The sequence below is a fragment of the Sphingomonas sp. BK235 genome, from assembly GCF_004345855.1.
In the GTDB taxonomy this organism is placed as follows: Bacteria; Pseudomonadota; Alphaproteobacteria; order Sphingomonadales; family Sphingomonadaceae; genus Sphingomonas.
The window spans coordinates 115,390-136,140 of the sequence record NZ_SLXN01000008.1 but is presented as its reverse complement, the minus strand read 5'-3'; the positions used below and the strand labels follow the sequence as shown (position 1 = coordinate 136,140).

21 protein-coding genes are annotated in these 20,751 nt (G+C 66.5%); 4 read left to right on the top strand and 17 right to left on the bottom strand.

Annotated features, from left to right (window positions below):
* The 3 genes from EV292_RS18665 to EV292_RS18655 all read right to left on the bottom strand — a co-directional run.
* Nucleotides 1-457 (bottom strand): hypothetical protein (locus EV292_RS18665; protein ID WP_207913480.1); only part of this gene is annotated, 457 nt, incomplete at its 3' end.
* A gap of 76 nt (nucleotides 458-533) precedes the next feature.
* Entirely contained in the window at nucleotides 534-1,853 is a 1,320-nt protein-coding gene (locus tag EV292_RS18660) for a hypothetical protein (protein ID WP_132910756.1), read from the bottom strand.
* A gap of 42 nt (nucleotides 1,854-1,895) precedes the next feature.
* Nucleotides 1,896-2,396, bottom strand: a complete 501-nt coding sequence (locus tag EV292_RS18655) for a hypothetical protein (protein WP_132910755.1) — start codon at nucleotides 2,394-2,396, stop codon at nucleotides 1,896-1,898.
* Between the two features lie 90 nt (nucleotides 2,397-2,486).
* On the opposite strand from EV292_RS18655, the gene EV292_RS18650 reads away from it, so the two are divergent.
* Nucleotides 2,487-2,891: a VOC family protein gene (locus tag EV292_RS18650; protein WP_132910754.1), complete on the top strand. Its 405-nt coding sequence runs from the start codon at nucleotides 2,487-2,489 to the stop codon at nucleotides 2,889-2,891.
* Here EV292_RS18650 and EV292_RS18645 read toward each other — a convergent pair.
* The 9 genes from EV292_RS18645 to EV292_RS18605 form a co-directional block, all read right to left on the bottom strand.
* On the bottom strand, nucleotides 2,888-3,565 hold the full coding sequence (locus EV292_RS18645) for a hypothetical protein (RefSeq protein ID WP_132910753.1): 678 nt from the start codon (nucleotides 3,563-3,565) through the stop codon (nucleotides 2,888-2,890). The genes EV292_RS18650 and EV292_RS18645 overlap by 4 nt on opposite strands.
* A gap of 103 nt (nucleotides 3,566-3,668) precedes the next feature.
* Complete coding sequence (locus EV292_RS18640; RefSeq protein ID WP_132910752.1) at nucleotides 3,669-3,986, bottom strand: hypothetical protein; 318 nt, start codon at nucleotides 3,984-3,986, stop codon at nucleotides 3,669-3,671.
* A gap of 20 nt (nucleotides 3,987-4,006) precedes the next feature.
* Nucleotides 4,007-4,300 carry a hypothetical protein gene (locus EV292_RS18635; protein ID WP_132910751.1) on the bottom strand — a complete coding sequence of 98 codons (294 nt, stop codon included), beginning with the start codon at nucleotides 4,298-4,300 and terminating at the stop codon, nucleotides 4,007-4,009.
* 12 nt (nucleotides 4,301-4,312) lie between these two features.
* Nucleotides 4,313-4,957 carry a hypothetical protein gene (locus tag EV292_RS18630; RefSeq protein ID WP_132910750.1) on the bottom strand — a complete coding sequence of 215 codons (645 nt, stop codon included), beginning with the start codon at nucleotides 4,955-4,957 and terminating at the stop codon, nucleotides 4,313-4,315.
* 208 nt (nucleotides 4,958-5,165) lie between these two features.
* Nucleotides 5,166-5,771 carry a hypothetical protein gene (locus EV292_RS18625; RefSeq protein WP_132910749.1) on the bottom strand — a complete coding sequence of 202 codons (606 nt, stop codon included), beginning with the start codon at nucleotides 5,769-5,771 and terminating at the stop codon, nucleotides 5,166-5,168.
* Nucleotides 5,772-5,933: 162 nt separating this feature from the next.
* The gene (locus tag EV292_RS18620) at nucleotides 5,934-6,458 is read right to left on the bottom strand and encodes a thermonuclease family protein (protein ID WP_132910748.1); all 525 of its coding nucleotides are present in this window, start codon (nucleotides 6,456-6,458) and stop codon (nucleotides 5,934-5,936) included.
* Between the two features lie 190 nt (nucleotides 6,459-6,648).
* Nucleotides 6,649-7,287: a hypothetical protein gene (locus tag EV292_RS18615; protein ID WP_132910747.1), complete on the bottom strand. Its 639-nt coding sequence runs from the start codon at nucleotides 7,285-7,287 to the stop codon at nucleotides 6,649-6,651.
* A gap of 24 nt (nucleotides 7,288-7,311) precedes the next feature.
* A complete protein-coding gene (locus tag EV292_RS18610; RefSeq protein WP_132910746.1) occupies nucleotides 7,312-8,226 on the bottom strand; it encodes a zincin-like metallopeptidase domain-containing protein in 915 nt (304 codons plus the stop codon).
* Between the two features lie 92 nt (nucleotides 8,227-8,318).
* Nucleotides 8,319-10,589, bottom strand: a complete 2,271-nt coding sequence (locus EV292_RS18605; protein WP_132910745.1) for a ParB/RepB/Spo0J family partition protein — start codon at nucleotides 10,587-10,589, stop codon at nucleotides 8,319-8,321.
* A gap of 188 nt (nucleotides 10,590-10,777) precedes the next feature.
* On the opposite strand from EV292_RS18605, the gene EV292_RS18600 reads away from it, so the two are divergent.
* Nucleotides 10,778-11,278 (top strand): MucR family transcriptional regulator, encoded by a 501-nt coding sequence (locus tag EV292_RS18600; protein ID WP_132910744.1) that lies wholly within the window; start codon nucleotides 10,778-10,780, stop codon nucleotides 11,276-11,278.
* Nucleotides 11,279-11,321: 43 nt separating this feature from the next.
* Here the strand turns inward: EV292_RS18600 and EV292_RS18595 are convergent, their stop codons facing one another.
* From EV292_RS18595 to EV292_RS18585, 3 genes are read right to left on the bottom strand one after another with little or no spacing between them, the layout of a single operon-like run.
* On the bottom strand, nucleotides 11,322-15,539 hold the full coding sequence (locus EV292_RS18595) for a strawberry notch family protein (RefSeq protein ID WP_132910743.1): 4,218 nt from the start codon (nucleotides 15,537-15,539) through the stop codon (nucleotides 11,322-11,324).
* A gap of 35 nt (nucleotides 15,540-15,574) precedes the next feature.
* The gene (locus EV292_RS18590) at nucleotides 15,575-16,435 is read right to left on the bottom strand and encodes a toprim domain-containing protein (protein WP_132910742.1); all 861 of its coding nucleotides are present in this window, start codon (nucleotides 16,433-16,435) and stop codon (nucleotides 15,575-15,577) included.
* 12 nt (nucleotides 16,436-16,447) lie between these two features.
* On the bottom strand, nucleotides 16,448-16,669 hold the full coding sequence (locus EV292_RS18585) for a hypothetical protein (RefSeq protein ID WP_132910741.1): 222 nt from the start codon (nucleotides 16,667-16,669) through the stop codon (nucleotides 16,448-16,450).
* A 237-nt stretch (nucleotides 16,670-16,906) separates the two neighbouring features.
* Here EV292_RS18585 and EV292_RS18580 point away from each other — a divergent pair, with 237 nt between their 5' ends.
* On the top strand, nucleotides 16,907-17,176 hold the full coding sequence (locus EV292_RS18580; RefSeq protein WP_132910740.1) for a hypothetical protein: 270 nt from the start codon (nucleotides 16,907-16,909) through the stop codon (nucleotides 17,174-17,176).
* 4 nt (nucleotides 17,177-17,180) lie between these two features.
* On the opposite strand, the gene EV292_RS18575 is transcribed toward EV292_RS18580, so the two are convergent.
* Complete coding sequence (locus EV292_RS18575) at nucleotides 17,181-18,473, bottom strand: hypothetical protein (RefSeq protein ID WP_132910739.1); 1,293 nt, start codon at nucleotides 18,471-18,473, stop codon at nucleotides 17,181-17,183.
* Between the two features lie 154 nt (nucleotides 18,474-18,627).
* On the opposite strand from EV292_RS18575, the gene EV292_RS18570 reads away from it, so the two are divergent.
* Entirely contained in the window at nucleotides 18,628-19,479 is an 852-nt protein-coding gene (locus EV292_RS18570; RefSeq protein ID WP_243693855.1) for a lytic transglycosylase domain-containing protein, read from the top strand.
* Nucleotides 19,480-19,640: 161 nt separating this feature from the next.
* Here EV292_RS18570 and EV292_RS18565 read toward each other — a convergent pair whose 3' ends face one another.
* A complete protein-coding gene (locus tag EV292_RS18565; protein WP_243693854.1) occupies nucleotides 19,641-20,420 on the bottom strand; it encodes a helix-turn-helix domain-containing protein in 780 nt (259 codons plus the stop codon).
* Nucleotides 20,421-20,751: the final 331 nt, after the last annotated feature.

The following is a 20,751-nucleotide window of genomic DNA, read 5'->3' as shown; positions in this document are numbered from 1 at the left end:
CTTCCGGAAACTCCCGCTTCGACGGGTCGGCATAGTCGACCCAGACCTGCGCGGCCTCGCCCATCGGTCCCACGCACGGGCCGAAGCTGGGCGCAATATCATGGTGCCAGCTCATTTCCGACCAGCGCTCCGGGATCGGCATCATGGTCGCGACCGGATAGTCCGGAAATTGCCACGGCCAGTTCCGGTCCACGGCCTCGGTGGTGAAACGGTCGGCCAGCGAGACCATGCTGCCGCCCGCCATCTCGCGATAGGCCGCGATCGTCTCGGCATCGCCGTCGGCGCCGGCGATGAGCGTCCGCAGAACGTAGGGCCATGTCGCCATGCTGACGGACACGTTGAGGAAGCCGTTCCAGTGGGTGTCGTCGGTGTAGCCCGGGAAGGTCGGACCTTCTCCGAACGTCCAGAGGACCGGGCGCATGAGGTGATCGGCTGACGCGGGCACAAGATCGGGCATGAGGTAGCTCCTCGCCGGCTCATTCCGGCGTGTCCGCTCCCTCCCCTCTCCTCTTTCGCGGCTCGGATCAGTGCGGCTACGCCGCGTGCCGAACCGAGGCTGCCATCATCGTCGTGGCCGCTCCGAACCGCCGCAGCGTGGCGGCCATCTCCGGCCGTAGCTTGGCCTTGCTCGAGACGATGACCTCGGCCGCGATCGGCGTGCCGTCGGCATCGGCGTAGCCGGTTGCGAGTTGCCCGTTTCCGACCTCGACCCGGATCAGCTGTCCACGAACGGGGGCTGGCCCGACGTGCCGCACGGTAAACTCACCGAGCTTGCCCACCAGACCCTCGATCAGCTTGCCCCAACGGATATGGCCTGCCGCCATGTTCTCGTCCTCGCCGTAGCCGCGATCCAACCAGGTGCGCAGGTGGGTGCGCTGCTGCAGCTTGGTGTTTCGCGTCCGCTCCATCGTTCGGCACAGCGGTAGCGCGCTCGCGATGCCATCAAGCAGCCGCAGGTCCTCGTCCTGCAGCGCGACCAGGATGTCGTCGATCTCGCGGCCGGAAAGCGCTTCCACCAGCTGCTGGCGCAGGGCGGCGCCGGTAACCTGCCGGCGACCGCTTAAGCTCGCGCTCGGCGTGTAGTCGCCGGCGTGAACGAAGCCGCGGTCCGTTAGAATGAGGAGCGTCATGGCCTCGGCGCCGGGCCGATCACGCACGATCCGCAGGAAGTCCCACTTGGCGCGCGCGGTATCTCCGCCAGCGAGGTCGGCATCGCTGAGGATGACGAGACGCCGCGACCAGCGGGCCGGTCGCGCCTCATCACCGGGTTTCGGCCAGCTGCTCGGCAACGGCCGCGCCGGCGTGACCGGGACGACGGCAGCCGGCATATTGCTCTGGCGGTGCAGCGCCAGGTTCGCGCGCCGCGCCGCGTCGAACAGGTCCGTGCGGTCGCCACCTCCGTCAGTGAAGCCTTGGTCATAGGCCGCACGGCGGGTCTCGAGCGGCGCATTGCACGGGATCCCGTCCGGGTAGTGGTGCGGCCAACCTACGTGCGCCGCGTACCAGCCATCGGCATAGCGGTTGGCGACGTCCCAGTCGTAGCCATACCGATCGCGGCCGATCAGGATCGCTACGTCGCGTTCGTTCGCCTTGCCCTCGCGCGCCTCGTTCTCGGTGAAGGCGAAGTTCTTGGCATGGCGCTCGGCTTCGGCCTCGACGCGCATCTCCTCGAACACAGGGCGGGTCGCGATCACACGCGCGTGGCTACGCGCGTGGCGATCGGCGAGCGGCGCGCTGGGTGGCAGGTCGGGATAGTCGCGCCACGCCTTGGCGAGCGCCTCGGCATGGGCGGGCCTGCGGCCGCGCGCCAGCCAGGTCGCAGCCTCGGCAGGGTTGAAATCGGTATCCGGCATGATGGCCTCGCTGGTCGACGCGCCCGGGGCGCGAGCAGGTGGTCAGGCGGTCGCCAGGCGCGCACGCGCGATTGCGGCCTCGTCGGGGAAGGCGGTTGCGAGATTGGTGTGCAGCGCCTCGAAGTCTGCGACCGGGAACGAGCCATCTGGGCTGGGCCGCGTGGTTTGCAGCGCGCCGATCACCAGCTCGGTCACGTCGGGTCGAAGGATGGTCGCGACGCTGCCCTCGTAGCTGATCGGGGGCGCGAAGCCGCCATCGAGCCAACGCGCCAGCCCTTCCTCCACGGCCTCGGCATAGGCCTGGACATCCTCGTCCTCTTCGTCGTCGATCCGGAGCGACAACGTGCGGTACACGCCGAAGTCGTGGCGGTTAGCGAGGGGCTTGAGACGGCACCCTGCGGGCGGCTGGCCATACCGAGCGATGATCGCCAACTTATAGGCGAACACCTCATAGGCGTTCACGGCGTCAAAGTCAGGCGTGCGACCCAGCTGGGCGCAGTCCTCTTCGGCGGGTGCACCGCCAAGGTCGATGATGTCGGACATGGGAAGATCTCCTTCGATCCGCATGGATCGGTACTCCCCTCCCCCTCCTCTCTGCTTGGCAGAGCATCTGTGTGGCGGCAGGAGCCGCGCATGCCGCAGCACCTCAGCCTCGTTGCCATCGTCGTCGACGAGTACGACACCGCGATCGACTATTATGTCGGTACGCTTGGCTTCGAGTTGCGCGAGGATGCTGTGCAGAGCCCGACCAAGCGGTGGGTGGTCGTCGCGCCGCACGGAGCCTCGACGGGCCTATTGCTCGCTCGCGCAGTCGACGAGCGGCAGCGTCGTGCCATCGGCAATCAGAGCGGTGGCAGGGTCTTTCTCTTCCTCGAGACGGACGACCTGGTGCGGGACTTCCAGATCTATCGTGAGCGTGGAGTTCGCTTTGTCGAAGAGCCGCGCCAGGAGGCTTACGGCGTCGTCGTCGTTTTCGAGGACCGCTACGGCAATCGCTGGGACCTCATCGAACGCGCTCCTGAGCCCGGAAAGGCTTAGTCGGCTTCCCGCGACGTCGCAGGGAAGCGTTCCTCGATCACCAGCGTCTGCCAAGCCAGGCGCTCGCGTCCCAGCTCCTCGGATCGTGCCGCCAGCTCCTCGAGGGTGGCACTCATTCGATCAATCGACGCCGCATAGTTGTTGTCGAGCGCTTCGGCCTGCGGCGATGCCGGCGATACCGTCGCGCGCGCCTTGCGGTGCGCATTTCGAAGCGCCGGCAGGTGCCGTTCCTCGATCCCCCCAAGCTCAATGCTGGCCTCTTCGCGGAGATCAGCCGGCATAGCGTTGATACGCGCAATGACCCGGCTCAGGCGTGCCTCTGCCATGCGAGCGTCGGTGTTCAAAGGCGGTGGGCTATCGGCGCTCGGATCACGGCCGTTGCGCCGTGAAGCGCTTGGCCACTCGATCTCTCCTGCACCAGCGGCGGATAGCGTTCCGCCGACGCAGACCGCAAAGATCGCGATAGCGGCAGCCAGGTGTGATCTGAGGCCCTGAAGAATCGCCTCCAGCGCCGCCCCTAGAGATGTATCAGGCAGCGGATCGTCAGCGCCAAACTGCAGCGCAATCCATCGCCCGATCCCGAGCATGACACCGACGTAGATTAGATAATGATCGACGCGGAAGAAGCCTTCGACCTCGATGGGCTCGTACGCCCTATGGTGCTTGTCGTGCATGGGGCGACCTCCATCACAGCTGACACGGCAGGCGTGTCGCGACAATCTCAACAGGTTTCTTGATCCGACTGGATCGACGTCCTCAACCCCCTCCCTTTTAAACCTATGAGTTGCCATCACGCAGCAGGCGCCGTGCTGCACGTTGAGCGGGTCCATCGAAGCTCCCGAGCGTCTTCAATCGATCCGTCTCGAGAGTGCTGGCGAGATCCGCGGGCAGCTCGGCGTGCGGTGCCGCAACGGCGATCGCCGCGGCCGCGGTCGCCAGTTCGCGTGGGCTCGTGCCTTCCCAGACGAAGGTCTCTCGCTCGCCCTCGTCCTCCGGGTCCGGGCGCGACACCTGGACGTAGAAGGTGTCGAGCGGCCGGTCCCATCCGATCGCGACAGAGACGCCGGCGGTTCCGGCGAAGGTGTGACGGCTCATCGTCCAATCTCCTTCGAGGGTTAGTCGGCCAGCGTGATCCACTCAGCGTGCCACGGTCGCGGGTGAGGCGCAAAGCGCAACGCGCCCGGAACGGTGAGGTGCGTGGTCATCCGCTCGACCAGCCAATCGACGTAGTTCTGGCCCTCGACCATGTCCTCGGCGAGCAGCTCGTCGAGCATCGCAGACTGGCGCGCCTGCGCGTCGGAGAGCATCGACCAGTCCAGCGCGTCGAGAAAGCGCTCACGCCGCTCGATGTAGCGCGCGATGCGCGCGAGGTCGGCCCGCGCGATGGCGAGCGCATCCGGGATCCACATGGGTCGTGCTCCTCAGGCGGCGATCAGCGCGGGCTCGGTGCCAGCGGTCGCAGGGGCGGTAAGATTGAGTTCGCGGGTGAGGCGCTCGGCAAAGCGAGCAGTGTTCAGCAGCTCGGCCATGCCGGCATGCCGGTTGAGCTGCTCGATCCCGTTTACGACGGCGCGATAGGCGACCTCGCGTCCCTCGTACCGCCCACCGACCCGAACAACGACGGCGACCTCGGGCGCGGCGAGGATGACGTAGCCGGAGTCGGCCGTCGTGCCCTGCGAGGAGATGACGGTGTAGCTGCCATCGATAAGGTGTAGGGCCGACGCCAGCTTCTGCAGCTCGTCTCGCGCGTCCATGTGGAAACGCTCTTTGGCGACCTGGTCGTAGGCGACGCCACGGATCGCGATGGAAAGCAGCGTCGGAAAGCGGCGCAGCGCGTCGATCCTGCGCCGGCAGGCATGCAGCAGCACCGAGCGCGGCGCGCGGTTGGTAGAGACGATTGCCATGTGGCGCGCCAGCAGGACCATCGCGGGATCGCTGTCAGGGTCCACGCCAGCGTTGCGGCAATCGGCGAGCGCCTTGGTCATGGCCTGCAGAGTGACGGTGATCGTAGGCAGCGAGGCTGCGTCCATTGCCTGGTGGTGGCGGAACGGTACGTCGAAGCTCATGACGCCTGACTCCATGTGAGCGGACCTGGCGCGACACCTCACGCCCGCCTCTCACTCCCCCCTCTTCTCCGCGGCTCTGGATCCTCCCCGTGGCCGTCAGCCCCTCGGGGCTGGTCGTCATGGCGCTTCACGGGCCCGGGCTCGCTCGTCTCCGATTAAGGCGCGCGAAAAGAGGTTGCCGGCTTGGGAAACCTCTTTCCGCGGGCGCTCAGTCGATCGGCTCGACGCCTAGCGAAGCAAATGTGCTCGCCTGATCGCGCGCATCGTAGCGCGCCGCGTCGCACAGGCCTTTGAAGTCGGGGCCGTCGTAGGTGGCGAAGCCAAGATGGCTGCAGCCGGTAATCCGCTGCCCGACGACGCCGACCTTGCCGGCTGGCACCCAGTCTGCCCAATCGCCCCAGGCGGCGCGCACGCCGACCTCGCCGATTGCGGCTTCGTACGACGCGATTGACCGCAACACGTGGCTGTCGCTCGGTTGCAGCACCTCGCCGGTGAAGGCGGAGTAGCGCTGCGGACGCCAGTGCCGCGCAGTCTGGCGCGCGAGATCACGCTCGAGGTCGAACAGCGGTTTACGCAGGGCGGCGAACTCGGCCTCAAAGCCGAGTATCACCAGCGACCAATCGACATCCTCTTCGTAGTAGATGCTGTCGAGCCGCAGCGCCTCCGGCATAGCTGCCTGGCGCTCATAGGAGAGCACGAAGCCGCCGTGCGAGGCGGTGGTCACCGACCATACACCGGGCAGGCGTTGCTCGGCGGTCTGAGGTGCGTCCCAGAGGGTGTGAACAGGTGCGGGCGTTGAGGCGAAGGCGGGCATGATGATCTTCTCCCTGATCGACGCCCTTCCTCCCCCCTCTTTCTAAACGTGGAGCCGGAAGGCGAGGATGATACACCGCTGTCTCCCCGCGGCTGCGCGTGCCGACGTCCCGAGGGCCACGAGTAACCGGATTAGAAGACTTACCGGGTAAACATGACGCCTTCATCCGCGTGAGCTTCGCCTCTCACACGACAGGCGCTCGCCGTGGCGCCACTTTGCGGGATCGACGAAGTAGCCTGCGTGTGCTCCGAGTTGTCGTCGCTGCGCCGTCTCGTAGGCCGCGACGTACCGCTGCGCGCGCGCAGGATCGCCCTTGAGGTAACTGGTGGCTGGCACAGCAAGGCCGGCCGCGATCATCGTCTCACCGAGATCCTGCCCACCGACATCGACGGTCCCGATCGGCCGTCCGTAGCTCTGCTTGCCGGTCAACCGGATCGTGGCCGGGTTCGCCTTGAGCAGCTTTGAGGCATAGTCCTGGGCGGCCTTGCCGCAAGGCCAGCAGCCTGACGTCGTGCGGCACATCTGACGCTTCTCAAAGGCGTCAGCTCCGAACAGCCGGATGTCGATCGAGACCGTGTCGCCGTCGATCGCACGGCCATCGGCGGTGATCGCATTGCTCTGATCCGACCGCGGCGCCGCCCCGGTGCAGGCAGCCCCGATGAGGGCAAGGCCGAGGATCAGGCGCATGTCCGCACCTCGTCGATCGGCGCCTGTGCGCGCTCGATCACGCGCCAGGGCTGCATGCGGTCGCCGGTGAGCAGCAGTACGACGTCGAGGCCTTCGGCCTGCATTCGCTGCGCTACACGCCGGGCGTGGAGGGCGCTGCACAGTCGCCAGCGCAATGGGGAAAGGGGGGCGTTTTCCATGTTAGGCTCCATCAGGCTGGCATTGCAGATGCGGGCGACTTCGCGAAGACCGTCGCGTGGACCTTCGTCACCGGCACGACGGTCCACGGCAGATCGCGGAAGTTGCGGATACGGTAGTGGCCGAAGCCCGAGGCGCACCGAACGGTGATCCGGCTGCCCCGCTTCACAACGATGAACTCGGTGCCGGAATGCCCATCCTCGAAGCGGATCGGCACGGGGAAGCGGACGCGCATGCCGTCGTCGATCCGCCGCGCGCGCTGGCGCAGTCGCGCAAGACAGCGTCGACGCCAGTCCAGCGCCCCCTCGTTGTCGGTTGCCGGCAGGAGGCGAAGAATGCGTTCCGGGCATTCGTCCGAGCACGGCCCCGCGTTCTCGGTCATGTCCTTATAGGCAAAGACGTATCCGTCCGCGGCGTTCGGCGTCCACCGCACCTCACAGATAACGGCGATGACGGAGGTGGCGACACCGTTCTCGAGCAGCTCGACAGCGGCATACCAGGCGCGGTTTCCGGGGCACGCGCTTGCGATGACGCGCGCACCGCGCGTGCCGCCACCATCCTGCTCGCGCGAGTAGGTGTATTGGTCGTCCAGATAGGCCTTGGGCGTGGCGTGCCCGCCCATGCTGCTGCGAGGCATCGAAAGCCAACCCATCGTGGGATCTCCTGTGATCGTGGTTCATGCCGCGAGCTTCTCTGCGTCACGGGCCGCGGCCTCGTCCGAGAAGGCGCGCAGGTAGGCGAAGGCCTGCTCTGCCTTGGTGGCGGCGACGAAGATTGCGCTCTTGTCGGCGCGCAGCACCCGCAGCCAGTCGGCGACGTAGTTGGCGTGGCTGTCATGGATCTCGGACGGCAGGCCGAGGTCACTGCAGACCATCGCGCCGGTAAGCTCGGCGACGAGCTCCTCGACGCAGTAGGCCTTGTCACCGAACTTCTTGCCGAAGGTCCGATCCAGTCGCGACGAGTGCCCGGTCCAATGGGCATGCTCATGCGCGAGGATGGACGCGTGCGCGTCGGCGGACTTGAAGCTGCCGGCGTGCGGCATCTGGATGTAATCGAAGGTGTAGCTGAAGAAGGCGCGATCACCGCCGCGGCGGATCTTGGACGGGATGGCTGCGAAGAAGGCGTCGATACGATCCTGTCGCGCCGATAGCAGCGTCGGTGTGGGCGGCGCCGGACGCGCGTAGAAGTAGCTCGGCAGGCCCTCGATCTCGTCGGCATTGAAGACGGTGTACGAGCGCAGGAAGCGGATCAGCTTGTCGGCCGAGATCCCCTCAAGGTTAGGCTGGCCGCGCTTGCGGAAGGTCGAGCTGTAGACCGAGAAGGATGGCTGCGCGTCGCGGCGCACCTGCCCGCCGAGTTCCTCGGCCTGGCGCGCGGTCATCCAGTAGCGGCTCCGGAAGCCGAGGAAATCGGCCATGACCCAGAGCCAAATCGAGTTGATGCCAAGGTACGGCGTGCCCTCGTGGCGGAGCGGACGGCCACCCTCCCCGGTGACGGACCATGGCCGTTGCCATGGCACGGTGCCGGCCTCGAGCTTGGCGATGATGGTGTCGGTGATTGCGGCCGCGATGTCGCGGGTGCCGGCGGGCATGACGCGGGCTCCTCATGATGGAGTTTGGAAAAGAAGCTGCCGGCGCCGCGGTGAGGCAGCGCCGGCAGCGAGGTTGCCCAGCGGGTGCGCTGTTATTCGGCCGCGACCACGTCGTTGACGGCGTCGTCGTTCTGGTGCTCGGGCGGAGTGACGTCGTCGGTGCCGCTGCTCTCGCTATCGGCGTCGACCGCGCCGTCACCAGCGGGCTCGCCGGCGTCTTCACCGATCAGCGCTGCCAGGTCGTCGTCCTCGCCGGCACCCATATCGTCGCCGATCAGCCCGGCGAGCTCGTCCTGCCCGTCGTCCTCGACCGCCTCGCCAGAGGCCACGTCGTTGAACCGCATCGCGGCCGGCACCCAGGCGAGCGCCTTCTCCTTCACCTCGGTCTCGACGATCGCGTCGCCGGCGAACAGCTTCTGGCACGACGCCGAGATCTCCGGCTTCTTGCTGCTGGCGTTGCGGCTGGTGAGCGAGGGACCGCCAACCTCGTCGAGCAGCGACAGCAGCGCGCCCTTGGGCACGCGGTCGAAGAAGTTCTCCGACGTCGGACGCCACCAGCTGGCCACATCGACCTCGAGGATCGTGGCGAGGCGGTTCTGGAGCGGGATCTGCTTGGGCGCGCCGTACCCTTCCTTGGCGTCGAACGACGTCGCCACGATCCACGCCAGCCACTTTGCCTTGGTGTCGTCGGAGAGGACGCGGAACGCCTCGAAGCGCGCCACCTTGTTGTCCGGCTCGGACCAGCTCGCATCGAGTCCGTCGTAGACCTCGGCGAGATAGTCGCGCGCACGCGAGCCCGGCACGCCGGTCGCAGGCACCGCATCCTGCGGCAGCGGCGCGCGGATGGTCGTGCCGTTGCCCTCGGTGCGGTAGTTGCGGCCCTCGATCATGACGAAGATCATGTAGTCGAGCGCGAGACCGGGGTTGGCCTGCAGCGCGGCACCGAGCACGTCGCGACGCTGGATGGCGAGCTGATCCATCAGAACCTGGCTCATCGGCTTGCCGCCAGGGGCGGCGCGGTCGGGCTCGATGATGGACGTGGTGTTGCCGCGGCCGATGGTGTGCCCCGCCCCTTCCTCGATGCGGAAGGTCGCGACCGGGGCACGACGCTCGGAGTCCTCGGCATCGCCTTCGGACCCGTCGTCCGACGCATCATCGCCCTCGGGCTCGCCGGCATCGTCTTCCGCCGCGTCCGGCTCGACCATCGTCACCGTGATCGGCGTCTCGCTGTAGAAGACATCGTCGAGCACCATCTCGCCGGTATGCGACAGCGTCAGGAAGGCGCCGACGCGGGAGGCCAGCTCGGCGGGCATCATGACCGGCCGATGCTCGAGAGCTTCGAGTTCCGCCGCGAGTGTGTCGTACTGCGCCTCGATCTCGATATGCGCCTCGTCGGTGAGCGTGCCGCTCTCGAGCTGCTCCTGCAGCGGTGCCAGTAGCGCCTCGATCTCGACCGCGCGCGCGCCCTGCTCCTCCGTCATCGGCTCGGTCGGCAGGTACACGCGGTACAGACCGTGCGCCGCGTTGTAGGTGCTGCTGGACGCGACCGGACGGATCCAGGCAAGGCCGCGCTCGTCGCCGATGCGCTTCGCCTCGGCTTCCATCTTCTCGGCCGCGAGCCTCTGAACGATCTCCGGATTGGTCCAGCGATCATCGCCGTCGCTAAACAGCTCGCGCTCGATCACGCCACCTGCCGCCTCGTACGCCTCGGCGCCGACGAGGAGCGCGACAGGGTCGCTCGAGCGCATGTCGTCGTTGGCGATCGTCCGACGGATCGTGTCCGGCGTGTTGTAGCTGCTGTGGCCGTAGGCGTTCCATACCTTGAGCTGGCGCTCATGGCTGGCGGTCGTACCGTACGCCTTGGCCATCTCGAGGCTGATCTTCTCGTCGGCGAGCGCGTCGAAGATCGGCTCTGCCAGGTTGGCGAGCCGGAGGCGCCCCTCGACGAAGCGGCGGGTCACGCCGAAGCGGCGCGCGAGCCCGTCGATGTCGCCGCCTTGCGAGAGGATGAGCTGGAAGCCGCGGCACTCGTCGGCCGGGTTCATGTTGTCGCGTTGGAAGTTCTCGACCAGCGACACTTCCGAAAGCTCGCTCTCGGCGCCCGTCATCAGCTTGACCGGCACGTCATACTCGTCGGCGTTGATCTCGCCGCGCTCGGCGAGCAGCATCAGACCACGGTACCGGCTCTCGCCGGCGACGACGCCGTAGTGACCGCGCGGCTTCTTGAGCGGCGTGACGATGAGATTCTGAAGGATGCCATTGGCGGCGATGCTGATCGCAAAGCTCTCGGCCTTGTCGGCGCGCCGCTTGCGCACGTTGACGTCGGAGAGGACGAGGCGGGACAGCTTGACGGACTGGATCATGGGAAATCACCCTTATGCTGAGCATCCGACGTTCTGCCGGACACCAGCTCCCCTCCCTCTTCTCTCCATTGCTAGGGGCTGCCTCGGAACGTGACATGTGCTTGCCCGTTCAGTGTTGCTGCGGAAGCGCCTTGCGGTATGACGATGCGTCGCGTCCGCGACCGTCCCCCTGACTACCGGGATCCAAAATGACCGAAGATACGAACCCCGTCGAACTGGCGACCGAGCTGACGATCGCGTGGCTGGCGAACCCGAATACGCGCACCTCGGCCGATGACGTGCCTGCGTTCCTGAAGACGATGCACGATGCCGTGGCAAACCTGAGCAGCGCGTCCCCCGAGGCCAGCTCTGAGCAGTCGCAGACGGAGTACACGCCCGCAGTATCGGTCCGTAAGTCGCTTGCGAACAAGGACCACATCATCAGCATGATCGATGGCAAGCCGTACAAGACGCTGCGCCGCCATCTGTCGACCAACGGCCTGACCCCAGACGAGTATCGCGAGCGCTACAAGCTTAAGCCCGACTACCCGATGGTGGCCGAGACCTACAGCGAGGCGCGCCGCACGATGGCCAAGAAGATCGGTCTCGGCCGCAAGCCCGGGCAGAAGGTCGCCGAGGTCGCCCCGGAGGCACCCGCGCCGAAGCCGCGTCGGTCGAAGGCGAAGGCTGCCGAGTCAGCTGAGGCCTAATTAGACGGCCGGTCTGAGCCGCGGTGTTCGGACCGGCCTGTTATCACGCCATCTTGAGCAGCCGCTCGAGGATCGCGTTCGCCTCGCTAACCGGCACGAAGACACGCGTGCGATAGGCGATGATCTCGGTGAAACAGCCGAGGGACTTGAGATAGGCGAGCTGCTGCGCTGGTGCGTGCTCGATCTCGATGCGCTGAGTGCCGTTCACGAACGCGCGCCGGATCGTCATCGGGAATGGTCGTGAGACGTCGACGCTGCGGCCCGACATGACCGACTGCGCGATGGCGTCGATGGGCAGATCCTCGCTCTTGGCGATGCCGAGCTTGGTGTAGAGCTGGGCGACGTGCTGGTCGAACACGAGGCGGCCGAGCCAGGAGTTGCCCTGCCCGTCGACGATGCGGTTCACCGCGAGGTGATCTGACGGCAGCGCCGACCAGATCGGCAGGAGCAGCCCCGTGGCCAGCCGGATCGTCTCGATCTCGGTCTGGCCGGCGAGCTCCGCGACCTCCTCGGCCCATTTCGCCTCGAAGGTGGCGCGGTCGATCTTATCCCAGGCGGACTCAAGAAGGTCCGCCTCCCCGATATACTCGCGTCGGCACGGTCGCTGCAGCTCGAGCCGGGGGATGGCCTCGCCCTGTTGGTCCATCCACGGCCGCGCGCGCAGCTGCAATGCTACCTTGCCCGAGCGGGCGTTCTTCACGAACACGGAGTCGCGCGCCCACTTGGCGGTGTGGAGGATGTCGTCGAGCGGGATGGGCGTCTTCTTGCGCGCGATCTCGATGGTGAGCAGGTGCGAGGTCGCGCCCGATAGCGGATCGGTGCGCAGCAGCGTGTCGTCGACCACGGTCGCGGTGTCGGCGGTGATGGTCTCGACGCCGACGTCGAGCGTGCCCGCCTTGCGCGCTGCGGCCACGCGCGTCTCGACCAGCGACAGGAATTCGTCGAAGATGACGTTCTGCAGCCCGATCGGCAGCGCCAGCAGGCGGTTGAGCCAGCGCTGGATAGGCGGCAGCTCTTCCTTCAGGTTGCCGTCGTTGTCGTAGAGCTCCAGCCCGGTACGCGCGCAGAAGTCGTCCATCGTGGTGCTGGTAAGCTTGCCCTGATCTAGCAAGCCGAACCAGGTGACCAGCGCGTCCTTGGCGTACTCGCTCTCGAGGTTGTCGGCCGGGTCGAACAGGTTCTGCCCTCCTGTCTGGCGCTGCCCGCGCGTTAGTGCCCCCAAGCTGTCGAGCCGGCGAGCGATCGTCGAGGTGAAGCGCAGCTCGCCCTTGCAGTCGGTGGTCACGGGCCGGAACAGCGGCGTGGAGGCCTGATGGGTGCGGTGGGTACGGCCAAGCCCCTGGATCGCGCGATCGGCGCGCCAGCCCGGCTCGAGCAGGAAGTGGACGCGCTGCTGCTGGTTCTTGGCGTCGAGGCTGGCGTGGTACGAGCGCCCGGTCCCGCCGGCGTCGGAGAAGACCAGGACGCGCTTAATGCCCGCCATGAACGCTGCAGCCTCGACCTGGCTGGAGCGGCCTGAGCGCGTCTCGACCTTCTGGCGCCCGTCCGATGTCGGCACGAGCCGCTTGGAGCGCCCGGTCACCTCGGCGACATCGTCGGGGCCGAAATGCTCGATCAGCGCGTCGAGCGCCGACTTGATCGGAGGCAGGCCGCAGATGTGCTCGAGCATGGCATCGCGCGCGGCGATCGCGTCCGGATTGTAGACCGGGTGACCCGCCTCGTCGGTCATGGGCCGCGAACGCACGGCTCCGGTATCGTCGCTGTAGGTCTCCATCTGGCGCGTGGGGAAGGCGCGCTGGAGGTAGTCGGCGATATACTCGGTCGGTGACAGGTCGATCGTCGGATCGGCGCGCTCCTCGGCCGACATCTGGCCGAGCCGGCGATCCAGGATCGCCTCGGCCGTCGTCACCAGCTGCAGCACGACCGACTGGTCGGCCTTCAGGTGCTGTTCGATCGCGGCGATGACCGTCGGCAGCTTCATCGCGAGGAGCACTTGGCCGAAGAAGCGCTGCTTGCACGACTCCAGCCGTGAGCGCGCAGCCGCCTTGGCGCCACTGTTGAGCGTGCCGCCCTCGAGTGCGTCGACGACGTCGGTGAGTTTCAGCGCCTCTTCCATGTTTCGAAGGATCACGCTCCAGGCGTTCGCGTAGGTGTCGTAGATCTCGATCTGCTGCGGCGTCAGCTCGTGCTTCAGCACGTCATACTCGACGCCCGCGAAGCTGAGCGCGCGCGCGGTGTAGAGCCCGAGCGCCTTCAGGTCGCGTGCCACCAGCTCCATCGCTGCGATCCCGCCTTTGCGGATCTCGGAGATGAACGCTTCGCGGTTGGCGAACGCCGTCTCCGGTCCCCACAGGCCCAGTCGCACTGCGTATGCGAGGTTGTTGACGTCCGAGGCGCCTGTCGCAGAGGCGTAGAGCACGCGCGCGTCGGGAAGGTGGTTCTGCAGGAGAACGCCACAGATGCCCTGCTGCGAGCCGTCTTTCTTGCCGAGCGCGCCCTCGCCGCCCGCTACGCCACCCATCTCGTGCGCCTCGTCGAATGCGATGACGCCGTCGAAGTCGGGCCCGGCCCAGTCGAGGATCTGCTGCAGCCGGCTGTTGTCGGTGCGCATCGAGCGCAGCGTCGGATAGGTGACGAACAGCACGCCTTCGAGGAGGCGGATCGGCTCGTCGATCTTCCAGTTGGAGACCGGCTGCACGTCCCCGGCCAGACCGCCGAGTGCCGACCAGTCGCGTCGCGCGTCTTCGAGTAGCGGCTCGTTCTTCGTCACCCAGATGTGGCGACGCCGGCCCTGCAGCCAGTTATCGAGGATGCAGGCGGCGACCTGGCGGCCCTTGCCGGCGCCGGTGCCGTCGCCGAGGAAGAAGCCCTTACGGTAGCGGCGGCCCTCCTCGTCGATGGTGAGCCCGACGCCTTCCTTGGCGGGCTTGAAGGTGCCCGGCAGCAGCTGGTTCCAGGCATGTCCGGCGTAGATCACCGTCTCTAGCTGCGACGAGGACAAGAGGCGGTCTGAGACGGTGCGCTCGGGCAGGTGCGGGATGTGCGCCGGGATCGGTGCTGGGATCGAGCCCATTGCCACGGACTCCACCAGCGCCGTCGGGTGCTCGCCCGCCGCTTCGAAGCCGATCCGGCTCGGCCGGTACGGCAGATAGACACCGACCTGATCGGCCAGCGGCGCCGGCGCGGCCAGCGTCGTATAGCCGACCGGCAGTACCGCGTTGCGGACGGGAGCATGGTAGGTTCGGGCGACGGCTGGCGTTGCTGCGCGTGCGGCGCCGAACAGGGTTACGACGGCCGGCGCGGGCTTCGCTACGGCCGCATCGATTTCTAGCTCGGCCCGGGCAGGTACGGTGATCGCGTCGAGGAAGTCCAGAACGGCGCGGCGTTGGATCACCGTGTGCGACGTGCCGCCCGCGACCTTGTCGATGACGTAGAGCCTGACCGCAATATCGGTGCCGTGCTTGCGATAGCAGCTCTCGAGCCGCAGCGAGGTGCGCACCGTGCAACCTGTCAGCACCGCCTCATAGGCGGCCTTGAGCTGGGCGCTTGGTGCGAACCAATCCGGCATGATCGCCACAACGCGACCTCCCTTCGCGACCCGGCGGATAGCTGCCTGCAGATGTCGCAGCGCGGCCAGGTTGTCGGCACCGCGGCCGACGCTCCGCGAGAACGGTGGGTTCATCAGCGCGACCGTTGGCCGCTCCAGCGCTGCATGAAGGCTGACGAGGGCCGCGCCGTCGTGTCCGGTGATGATCGCATCGGGGAAGCCGCTTGCCAGCCGTTCGCGGCGCTTGGGGTCGATCTCGTTGAGCTGCAGCCCGACGTGATGCGGCACCTGCACCGCGAGCAGCCCATTACCCGCGCTCGGCTCGAGCACGATATCGTCCGGCCCGATCGCCGCCATCACTGCTGCGAGCGCGCCGATATCGATCGGAGTCGAGAACTGCTGAAGCTCGATCTGTTCCTCGCTGCGAACCGTCTGCGTCGGCAGGCGCTCCATCAGCGCCGCGGCATGCGGCACGCCGGCGAGGGTCCCGAGCGGATAGGGCTGGCGCGCGACGTACAGCGCGAGCGCATGCTCGAGCATCTCGAAGCTGTCGCGCTGGGACCAGTGCCCATCCGCGTCGCTGCCGCCGAAGGCTGCGGTCATGGCGCTGTTGAGGTCGCGCCGCGTGATCGGCGTGTCGCCGGCGAGCAGCTCGGCGATCGTCAGCGCGGCCGGGCGATCGCTCACTGGCGGCAGATCGAGAAGGTCGGACATGGAAGGCTCCCTTGGTCAGGCTGCCAATCGGCAGCTCACCGCCTTCCTCCCCCTCCCCTCTCTTTCGCCTCGAGCGCCTCGGCCCAATCGTTGAACGGCGCGGGAGGTAAGTCTGCCTCGATGACGCGCTCGTCGGTCGCATAACGGGCTGCGCTACGCGCGACCGCGCGCCGTCCGGCCAGGTCGTTGTCGCCGGCGAGGATCAGCTTCGTCACCGTGGACGGGAGCGTCAGTACGTCGAGCCGGCGCGAGCCGAGCGACGCCCAACACGGCAGCCCGCGCAGCAGCGACCAGGCGCGGGCGGTCTCGAAACCTTCAGCAAGCCCGATAGTGGGACCCAGACCACCCCCGCGCCATGCGCCGGTGCCGAGCGTCCCAAGCGTCGCCTTTTCGGTGTAGGCCGCACTGGCGGGATCAAGGAAGATCCGCTGGAACGCCACCAGGCGCTGCGCTTCACGAACCGCCACGAGGAGCGCGGGCTTGAACACGGTCCGGGGCTTGGGGCCGAGCGGGCATCGCGGATGGAAGCGGACGTCGGTCGGCAGCGGCAGAAGGAAGCGCGAGGCGAGGTAGCGCTCGGCGCATGTCCCAGGCACAGGTCGCGCGTCGTTCCAGAGCCGTTCGATGTTGGCAGTGCCGGCTGCGCGCGGCGTCTCCGGCGGCTCATAGCGCCGACCAAGCGGGATGCGATCGAGCTCGCGCAGAACATCGATGGGGTCACACCCCGCGAAGCACGTGACGAGCAGTCCGCGATCGCCCTGCCGGAGCGAGAGGCTGGGTGTACCATCAGCGTGCGCAGGGCAGCGGCACGTCGCCACGTTACCGTGCCAGGATCCTCCGAGCGCCCCGACGAGATCCACCAGCTTCTGCGACGGGCGGTTGGCAATGATGGCCATGGCTTGCCTCCATCAGCACTTCGCGGCGGGGACGCCGGCGATGGTGTAGAGCGCGACGGATTCGTCAGCGAAATAGGCTGCGATCAGCTCTGCGTCGCCGACATGATCCGCTGCCTCAGGCGTCTGCTCGCGGACATAGTGTGCCAGCGCCTCACGGGCGGCCTGTTCGGTTGGATGGAAGGCGACGATGTCCTTTCGGCCACGGTCGCGGATGACAAGCACGATACGTTGCATGGTGGAGAGACCCCGTGCCTGGGCGGCGGTGACGCAGCCCGTATTGAAGGGAGAACAAGGCCACCCGAGCAGCCCGCTCCTTCCCTCCCTCTCCGCTCCATCTCTACCCCTGTAGAATGGGGTGCTACTTAGTGCCGGTCCGTTTACCGGGTGCTAAAGCCTGCGCTCGTAAGCTGCCTGGGAACTAGAATCGATAGGCGCCTGTTTGTCGACACGCGCTTTCGAAAAGAGGTGTGGATGTCGCAGTTTTCGGCCATCGAGATTGCCAATTGGATCGCAATCTACCTGGCGGCCGGCATCTGCTGCGCCATCGCGATGGCGCTTTCGGTCACTGTGACCTTGCAACAGCTCTGGAAAGACAAGGTTTGGAAGGATGCCCGTACTATTCGCGGCGCGGTTCTTCTTCTTCCGAAGGCTTGGTGGCGTTGGCAGAAGCTGTATCTGTTGTCGACCCCGGTGACGCTCGGGATCGTCGGCTCTTTTGCCGCGACGATGAGTTGGTCCTGATCCGCTAAAGCGCGAGCGCCGCGGCGATCCAGGCAGGCGCTGCGTCATCCTCAACGTCAGCGGGTGTGAGGCTTAGCAGCTCGCCGATGTGGCGCATCCGTGGGTGCGTGATTGCCTTGGCGGCGTGATAATCATCGGTGTCGAAGCCCATCGCCTCCACCACGATCGTGCGCAACTCGCCCGTCACCCGCGATCGTCCTTCAAGCACAAAGTCAGGCCGGCACGGGCCGTCTGGCGTCATCGTGTCGAAGAGCGGCTTGCCGATCGCGAGATCGATGCCGCTGCCGCGGAGCATCCGCTGCGTCTCCAGGATGCGCTTGAGCACCTTCCGCTCGAAGTCAGACTCTACCGGCACGAACAGCCGTCCGCTGTAGATCGGCTGCGCATAGGCGCGCAGCGGGGCGTAGCCATGCGCCTCCGGGTATTCGCCGGCGACCACCAGCACGAGGAACGGTCCGCTGATGCGGTTACCGCAGACCGACGGCGACTGGATGCGGTTGGCGATGTGGACCGGTAGGCCATCGGGGACGTGGATCTCGTGGCCTTGAACAGCCGGCGCGTAGAGGAGCACGAAGCCCTGCGGCGCATGCGCCTTGGGCCAGTTCGGCGCGAGGCTACGCAGCGTCGCATAGACGACATTAGCCTCAAGCGGCCGGGCGTGGGTCCAGAGCGCGCGCGCCAGCTCGATCCCGGGCGCAATCTCGATCTTGCCCGCCGCTCGGATGATGGCGGCGAACCCTTCCTTGATCGACCAGTCAGGACCGGCGCCTAGCGGAGGCACGCTGTTCGAGCCCGCGGTGTCCATCAGCCGCCAGAGCAAACGAGCAAGCCGCGGGGTCGAGGCGTTGCGTGTCCGGTCGTCGTTGCTGTCTTCCTCGGGACGCTGGGCAAGCATCTCCGGCGCCGGCCGGAGCACCTCGAAGAACCCCGCCGGTGGATCCGTTGGCGTGTTGTGGGAGCGCACCTCCGTGATGCGGTTGGTGACCTGGTCGCGGAAAAAGGGGCACTCCGGACGATGCTCCGGCCGCTTGTCGCTCGTCAGGCGTCGCAGATAGTAGGTCTCGGCCTCCGACAGGAACGCAGGGGTGAGGATCGGCGGGCGTTTGTCTGCGCCGAGGCAGCTGCAGGCGATCCAGCGATGGCCGATGCGTGCGTTCTGCACCAGCGTGATCCCGGCCTGCTCATCGTGGAACGAGCCCTCTCCCACGTACCATCGCACCAGCGCCTCGCGGAGTTGAGGCGGAAGTGGGATGCGATTTGGGCCTTGTCCGTCAGTGTCGCGATGGATCAACCACATGCTCGAAGAGACCTTCCGGCACGGTTTAGAGGGCAGTTTCGGCTCGGTTGGCCGTCTTGACAAGCTCGAATAGCTTCTGCCCACTTCTCTGAAGCGACGATTTCAGGAGGTAATTGTGCGGCGAACGATCGTTCGAGCAGCGCTAATAGGTGTGGTGCTGACCGGCACGGCGCAGGCCGCGAACCGAAAGCAGGCGTCATCCAGACGGGTTGAGTTGATCTCGATGACTACCTTACCGACCACGGAGAGCGACGTCGTCACGGCTCCATCATCATCGGACGTCGGGGTAGATGCAGCCTTTCCTGCCGAGTTCGCCGTCCACGATCTCAGTCGACGGTACGTCGAGTTTCGAATGAAGCGGGAGCTGGCTGGTCTCGTAGAAGCCCCTCCTGTGTCTCAGGCCTCGTTTGCCGCGATCCCGACCTCATCATCGATTGCAGTTCCTGGCTGGATGCGAGCTAACATCGAGACGGTCGCCGCGCCCGCCTTCGTTCCGGGCTGCGCGCCACTGGCTTACCGACCGTCGGGTTTCCTGTCTCGAGAGGCCGAAGGTCGCCGCGCGGCCTATTACGGCATGATGAGCTCGATCGCGTGCGAGCATGGTATCCCCACGGGCTTGTTCGACGCGATGATCATTCGGGAAAGCCGCTACAATCCGCTCGCCGTCTCGCCAAAGAATGCCTTCGGCTTTGCGCAGCTGATGCCCGGCACCGCGGCTGGGCTCGGGGTTGATCGCCTCGATCCGTACCAGAACATGCGCGGCGGGGCGCGCTACCTGCGCCAGCAGCTCGACAAGTTTGGCCGGGTCCAATTAGCGCTCGCCGCCTACAATGCCGGTCCTGGTCGTGTTCGTGACGGGCTCGTGCCCCGGATTGCAGAAACCCAGGCTTATGTCACCGACATCATCGCCAACTGGTCGCGGCTGACCGCGGCACCGGGATCGCCGACGTTGCGCTCGACACTGCCGCCATTGCCTTATCGTACGGTCGGCCTCTCCCAGTTCTAAGCTGCCCGCAAGCGCTGTCCTCGGCATGACGGACAGCAGAAACCGCATGCTCCCCCTAGGGAGCACCGTGGCGGCGTAGCCGGCACGTCCGGGCGTTGCCACGATCGGTGCTTGTCGTGTGTTCGTGTCCTTCTCCGCGGGCTTTCAAGCTCGTTGGCCGGCTAGGCCAACACCGTTCCGCCCTGAATATATGAATCTATTAGCGGTTGAGCATCTAGTTGAACCTCACGCTCTCGGCGATCGATTCCAGCTCCTAACATGGCAAGAACCTTGCCCATCGGGCCCGTAACCGTCGCCTCCGCAAACTCCTTGCACGAGAGGGTGGCGAGCATTGCCTTTGTTTCCTCGGCGCGATCACAGGCGAGCTGCTCCTGATCGACGGGAAGCGGCGCGGGTCGCATCCAGCGGGGGAGCATAGCAATGACAGCCTTGGGTAGAAGCACTCGATAGGCGTTCGACGTCTGCTCATAGCGGGGGCCCGGGCCCGAGGCGTCGATGCGCTTGCACCGGCGCTGCTTCAGAATGAAGCCGTTCTCCTCAAGGATCGGAAGGGCGCGCTGGATGGTCGACCGGCCGAGGTGTGTACGCTCCACCAGGTAATCGTAGGTCGGGAAGACGCGTCCGTCGTTCAGGCGCGCGAGGGTGAGAAGCTCCTCGAAGACGCGCACCGCCGTGGCAGTCAATCGCGCCAGGATCCGTTCTGCGCACGACAGCTTGCGCTCTCCTTTGCGAGCGATCCGTCGCAAGCCGTTGGCATTGTCCAGCGCCTTCCTGGCGCCGCGTAGCATTCTGTCGGTCTCGCCGGCTGCCAGCCGCGGGAAAAACGTGTCCTCGAAGGTGCCCGCCTCGATGCTGTTCGCGCGCACGGCCGCTCCGGTCCGGTGAGGTGCGCCAGAGCGTCCGCCCTTCCCCCCAATCGGCATGCCGGAGAGCGCCGCCAAGGCGGCTCCCCCGATGTGTATAGCTTCCACGTTCCACCCTCCTTCTCGGAGGCCGGGACCAGGCAAAGCGATAGCGTGGCGCGAAACGCGCTCCCTTGAACCGAGGCTCAGAAACTCGTATATCGGGAGCGTAGTGCTCTCCCGTTCACGCTTGCCGGCGTGGACATATGAGTTTCAGGGTGCCCGGCCTTCGTGCCGGGCATTCGTTTATGTGGTCACAGCCGATCCTATTGTCGTGCGACGCGAGAAGTGCGCCGTCGTTCAGCAATGTGCCGCACGATGCCGCCTCGTGAAACACGCGAAATTCGTGCTTTCGGCGACACGAGACGAC

What these genes read in the sequence shown, in the direction of transcription:
- EV292_RS18660 (WP_132910756.1), bottom strand. Translation starts at nt 1,853, where the DNA reads ATGCCGGATACCGATTTCAACCCTGCCGAGGCTGCGACCTGGCTGGCG.
- EV292_RS18655 (WP_132910755.1), bottom strand. Translation starts at nt 2,396, where the DNA reads ATGTCCGACATCATCGACCTTGGCGGTGCACCCGCCGAAGAGGACTGC.
- EV292_RS18650 (WP_132910754.1), top strand. Translation starts at nt 2,487, where the DNA reads ATGCCGCAGCACCTCAGCCTCGTTGCCATCGTCGTCGACGAGTACGAC.
- EV292_RS18645 (WP_132910753.1), bottom strand. Translation starts at nt 3,565, where the DNA reads ATGCACGACAAGCACCATAGGGCGTACGAGCCCATCGAGGTCGAAGGC.
- EV292_RS18640 (WP_132910752.1), bottom strand. Translation starts at nt 3,986, where the DNA reads ATGAGCCGTCACACCTTCGCCGGAACCGCCGGCGTCTCTGTCGCGATC.
- EV292_RS18635 (WP_132910751.1), bottom strand. Translation starts at nt 4,300, where the DNA reads ATGTGGATCCCGGATGCGCTCGCCATCGCGCGGGCCGACCTCGCGCGC.
- EV292_RS18630 (WP_132910750.1), bottom strand. Translation starts at nt 4,957, where the DNA reads ATGAGCTTCGACGTACCGTTCCGCCACCACCAGGCAATGGACGCAGCC.
- EV292_RS18625 (WP_132910749.1), bottom strand. Translation starts at nt 5,771, where the DNA reads ATGCCCGCCTTCGCCTCAACGCCCGCACCTGTTCACACCCTCTGGGAC.
- EV292_RS18620 (WP_132910748.1), bottom strand. Translation starts at nt 6,458, where the DNA reads ATGCGCCTGATCCTCGGCCTTGCCCTCATCGGGGCTGCCTGCACCGGG.
- EV292_RS18615 (WP_132910747.1), bottom strand. Translation starts at nt 7,287, where the DNA reads ATGGGTTGGCTTTCGATGCCTCGCAGCAGCATGGGCGGGCACGCCACG.
- EV292_RS18610 (WP_132910746.1), bottom strand. Translation starts at nt 8,226, where the DNA reads ATGCCCGCCGGCACCCGCGACATCGCGGCCGCAATCACCGACACCATC.
- EV292_RS18605 (WP_132910745.1), bottom strand. Translation starts at nt 10,589, where the DNA reads ATGATCCAGTCCGTCAAGCTGTCCCGCCTCGTCCTCTCCGACGTCAAC.
- EV292_RS18600 (WP_132910744.1), top strand. Translation starts at nt 10,778, where the DNA reads ATGACCGAAGATACGAACCCCGTCGAACTGGCGACCGAGCTGACGATC.
- EV292_RS18595 (WP_132910743.1), bottom strand. Translation starts at nt 15,539, where the DNA reads ATGTCCGACCTTCTCGATCTGCCGCCAGTGAGCGATCGCCCGGCCGCG.
- EV292_RS18590 (WP_132910742.1), bottom strand. Translation starts at nt 16,435, where the DNA reads ATGGCCATCATTGCCAACCGCCCGTCGCAGAAGCTGGTGGATCTCGTC.
- EV292_RS18585 (WP_132910741.1), bottom strand. Translation starts at nt 16,669, where the DNA reads ATGCAACGTATCGTGCTTGTCATCCGCGACCGTGGCCGAAAGGACATC.
- EV292_RS18580 (WP_132910740.1), top strand. Translation starts at nt 16,907, where the DNA reads ATGTCGCAGTTTTCGGCCATCGAGATTGCCAATTGGATCGCAATCTAC.
- EV292_RS18575 (WP_132910739.1), bottom strand. Translation starts at nt 18,473, where the DNA reads ATGTGGTTGATCCATCGCGACACTGACGGACAAGGCCCAAATCGCATC.